Source organism: Halanaerobium sp. (genome assembly GCF_003070835.1).
Genome location: NZ_QBLR01000288.1, coordinates 1 through 4,257 on the forward strand (window position 1 = coordinate 1; position 4,257 = coordinate 4,257).

The following is a 4,257-nucleotide window of genomic DNA, read 5'->3' on the forward strand; positions in this document are numbered from 1 at the left end:
AATGATGATAAGATATTTTCATTACAGAGTTCAGATATGAGAAAAGGTAACACATATAGTTTTGAAAATAATGCTTTAAATTCAATTACTTCAGCTAATGTTTTAAACGATCAGATAATGCTTGCAGTCGGAGATGGGGGGTTAATATTAAAAAAGAAAAATAATGGTGATTGGAATTTTATTAAGGCATCTAAAAATGAACGATTAAATGATGTTGTTTATAGTTCTCAGTTAGGCAAATTTATAATTGTTGGTTCACGTAACGGCAATACTTTAATCAAAATCTCTGATGATGATGGTAAAAATTGGAATGATGTAGTACTTTCATCAATAGATAATGATAGAATTTTAAATTCCATAACAAGTTATGATAGCAGTGACTCTACAATATTAATTGCAGTTGGAGACAGTAGTCCTAATAATAATTCTATTATCTTATATTCTTCTGATGGGGAGAACTGGTCTGAATATAATTCTAATACAGATAATAATTTAAATGATATTGTTTTCAAAAAAATAAATGAACAAATAGTTTATGTGGCAGTAGGAGATAATGATGCTGTAAATAATGAGGATGCAGTTATATTATATTCTACAGATGGCCAGAGCTGGACAGAATATAGTTCTAATATTTATGATAACAGTTTAAATGGAATAGGGCGATAACTGTGAAATTATATAAATTTTTTAAAAATGAAAGCGGAATTACTTTGGTAGAGTTTATTGTTACACTTGGAGTTATTGGGATTGTTGGTGGCTTGGGGACAATGGTTTATATTCAAGCAAATAATGCTTTTGATTCAGCTGAACAAAAATGGCAGGTACAAACTGATATGAGAATACTGGCAAATTTTTTAAATTCAAATTTAAGAAATGCTTATGAAGCAGTTATTTTGCCTGATAGCTTTGTAGATAATTTTACTGATCATGATAGATATATTTATATAAATGATAATAATAATGATGAATTTGGAGAAGTTATTTATAAAGATAAAAATATTGAAAAAGCAATTATTGGGCAAAATGAGTTTGATTATAAAGTTGATTGGGGGAAAGAATCAAATGATAAATCTAAAGTTATAACATATAAAATCCGCTCTATGTATAATTATGAAGAGTTAAATTATACTGTGGATTCTAAAATATTTTTGTCAAATATGGCAAAAAATAATGAAATATCAAAAATTAATGGTAGTATTAATGGAATATATTTCAAAAGTTCTGCTGAGAGTACTCCGCTGCCAAATACTCAAGTTAATACATTTTGTTTTATTGCTACTGCTGCTTATGGATCTCCGTTTAATCCAGCAGTTAAAACATTGAGGATGTTCAGGGACCTGTATTTATCCAAATATGAGTTAGGAAAAAAATTTATTTCTTTTTATTATAGATATTCACCAGGCTATGCTGAAATAATTTCGTCAAATATTTTCCTTAAATTTACAACTCTTATTTTATTACTTCCATTTGTTTTTTTGTCATTTTTATTGATTATTAAAGAGACGGCATTGATAGTACTTTTTTATCTTATTATATTAATTATTTTTGTTAGAAAAAGTAAAGCTTTTGTTAAGCTTTTGAATAATAAAATATAAAAAAGCAGGAAAGCGAGGTGTTTGAATTATGTTTTTCAAAAAAAAGAAGTTTACCTGTATAGATATTGGAAATCATAGTATAAAAGTAGTTAATTTAAAGGTTGATGGAGCGGGATTAAGATTAAATGATTTAGCTATTAAAAAAATTCCAAATGGAATTGTAAAAAATGGTGTTATAAATGATTATGCAATAGCTGGAGCTGAATTAAAAGATTTAATTAATTCAATGGAAAACATCTCCAAAAATATAATAACTACAATACCCAATAAAGATTTATTAATTAGAGAAATAGAAATCCCAATTATGAAAGATAATGAAGTTAAGGAATCTTTAAAATGGGAAATAAATGATGAACTACCTTATGATGTAGAGAATGCTGTATTTGATTATGTATTAGTAAACAAGTCTAAAGACAAATTTAGATTTATGGTTATAGTTGCTAAAAAAAATATTTTTAAAAATTATCTTTCAATATTAGAAAAAGCTAATTTGAAAGCTAAAGTTGTCAACATTCAGCCAATGGCATTACTTTCAATATTGGAATATAATAATAAACTAAACAATTCAGAGATAATTGTAGATGTAGGTTCTTTTTCATCTCAGATTACAATCGGTAATAAAAATGAAATTGTTCTTTCACGAACTGTAGACATTGGAGGAATAAATTTTACAAAGATTTTAATGGATAATAATAATTTGGAATATAAGGCTGCAGAAAATGAAAAATATAATTTAAAGTTAGATACTGAACTTAGTGCAAGTAATAATTATAATTTGAATTTAGATGCTGGAATTAATTTTAATTACAAATTTGAAGCTTCAGTTAATAATCTTGCTTCTGAAATAAATAGGTCTATTGAATTTGTTCAAATGAAGAATAAAAAACTTGAATTTGATAAAATTTATATAACTGGTGGTGGGTCTAAACTATCAGGTTTAAAAGACGCATTAGAAAAAAAACTATCACAAAAATTGATTACTCTTAGTAGCTATAAAAAGATTAAGATGAATTCTAAAATAGAAGAACAATTTAGGAAGAATGAACCAGAATTCGCAGTAGCTGTTGGACTTGGACTAAGTGAGGTGATGGCAGATGAGGATTAATCTGATTAAAGAAGAGAAAAAACAGATAACATTTGATTACTTTGGAGTGGGAATTCTTTTAGTAATTTTAATTCCAATCATGATAATTGGAATTACTCATTATTCTTTAATCTCTGAGCGAAATTATGTACAGGGAGAAATTGATAATATAGAAAATCAGTTAGAAATCTATCTGCCGCAAGAAGCTGAATTTAAAGAATTCGAAGAGCTGGTTAATACTCTTAAGGAAACACCAACTGTACCAGATTATAACTGGGATGGTCCAATTGAAGCTCTTGGTTATATTACACCCTTAAGAGGAGTTATTGATAATTTTTCTTTAAGAGAAAAGACTTTAAATATCAGAGGTAGAATCAGAATTGGGGAAGAGCTGCAGGATTTCAGGCAGGCTTTGATTGATTCACCATATTTTAGAAATGTAAGTTTGGATACTTTAGAAAAACAGGAAGTAGTAAGTTTTATTATTACTGCTGATATAGCAGGAGAGGAGGACAGATAAAATGTTCAAAAATTTAAGTAGAAGAGAAAAAATATTACTAGTTTTAGCATTTGTAATTGTCCTCTCAGCTCTTTACTACTTTTATTTTTATGAGCCTTTAAAAACAGAAATTGGTATTTTAGAAAATCAGAGGAATAACAGGCAAAATCGATTAGAAATAGCAGTGTCTTTTTCCAGAAGGCTGCCGGAAATTAAAGAGGAGTATAGCAATATTATAGCAGAGCTCGAAGCTAGAGGTGAGTATATTGATAAAGATGTTATTGACCTATTAATTGATTTTAGAGAAATTACCAGAGCCAATAATTTAAATTTAAAACTATTTAGACCGAGAAAAAATGAAAATAATATTTCAATGGCAGTTAACATTAGTGGTGGATTTAAAGAAGTAAGCAATCTTTTAGAAGACTTTAAGGACTGGAATTACTGGTTTGAGTTTAGAGATGTTAACATCAGCCGAAATGAAGAGGGTGTTTTACTATCGATGACAGTATTATATCATGACCGCCTTGTAGATCAGGAACTTTTAAAGAAAGGAGCTGAGATAGATGAATAAGAAATTCATATTTTTGCTAGTACTTTTAATTTCTTCAATTACAATATTATCCTTTACTGTCTCAGCTGAAGATAAAAATGAAAAACTTTATAGTGAAAAAGAGTTTAGAAATCCTTTTGTCGAATATGTTGAACCTGTGCCTGAGCCACCAGCAGAAGACAATGATGAACAAGCAGAGCAGCAGACTGGTAATCAGGCTCAAAATAATGTGCAGAGAGTAAATTCCAGACCAGCACCACCTAAAATAACAGTGGAAGATGTAAAAAATGGGCTTCCATTTTCTTTAAATGGAATTATAAGCAGTAATAGAGAAAGAGTAGCTCTGCTAAACACCGGGGTTAATGTAGAATTAATTCGTGGAAACTATCAAAAAGATGGTTATAAAATCATAGCTATTAAAAAGGATAGTGTAATCGTTGAAAATCGCGGATTTAAACTTCGGTTAAAGATTGGAGGGGAAATAGATGAGATATAAAAAAGAAATTTTTATTATAACTTTAATTTT

Annotated in this window: 5 protein-coding genes and 1 pseudogene; all 6 read left to right on the top strand. The window is 28.4% G+C overall.

Going from position 1 to position 4,257, the window contains the following annotated elements:
• Nucleotides 1-666 (top strand): annotated as a pseudogene (locus CI949_RS17505) (hypothetical protein); the annotation flags it as partial.
• Nucleotides 667-668: 2 nt separating this feature from the next.
• A complete protein-coding gene (locus tag CI949_RS17510) occupies nucleotides 669-1,595 on the top strand; it encodes a CFI-box-CTERM domain-containing protein (protein ID WP_290768728.1) in 927 nt (308 codons plus the stop codon).
• A gap of 28 nt (nucleotides 1,596-1,623) precedes the next feature.
• Entirely contained in the window at nucleotides 1,624-2,700 is a 1,077-nt protein-coding gene (gene pilM / locus CI949_RS17515; RefSeq protein ID WP_290768730.1) for a type IV pilus assembly protein PilM, read from the top strand.
• Complete coding sequence (locus CI949_RS17520) at nucleotides 2,690-3,199, top strand: PilN domain-containing protein (protein WP_290768733.1); 510 nt, start codon at nucleotides 2,690-2,692, stop codon at nucleotides 3,197-3,199. The genes pilM and CI949_RS17520 overlap by 11 nt, the downstream gene beginning before the upstream one ends.
• A 1-nt stretch (nucleotide 3,200) precedes the next feature.
• On the top strand, nucleotides 3,201-3,752 hold the full coding sequence (locus tag CI949_RS17525; protein ID WP_290768735.1) for a type 4a pilus biogenesis protein PilO: 552 nt from the start codon (nucleotides 3,201-3,203) through the stop codon (nucleotides 3,750-3,752).
• Nucleotides 3,745-4,227: a hypothetical protein gene (locus CI949_RS17530; protein ID WP_290768738.1), complete on the top strand. Its 483-nt coding sequence runs from the start codon at nucleotides 3,745-3,747 to the stop codon at nucleotides 4,225-4,227. The genes CI949_RS17525 and CI949_RS17530 overlap by 8 nt, the downstream gene beginning before the upstream one ends.
• The last annotated feature ends 30 nt before the right edge of the window (nucleotides 4,228-4,257 follow it).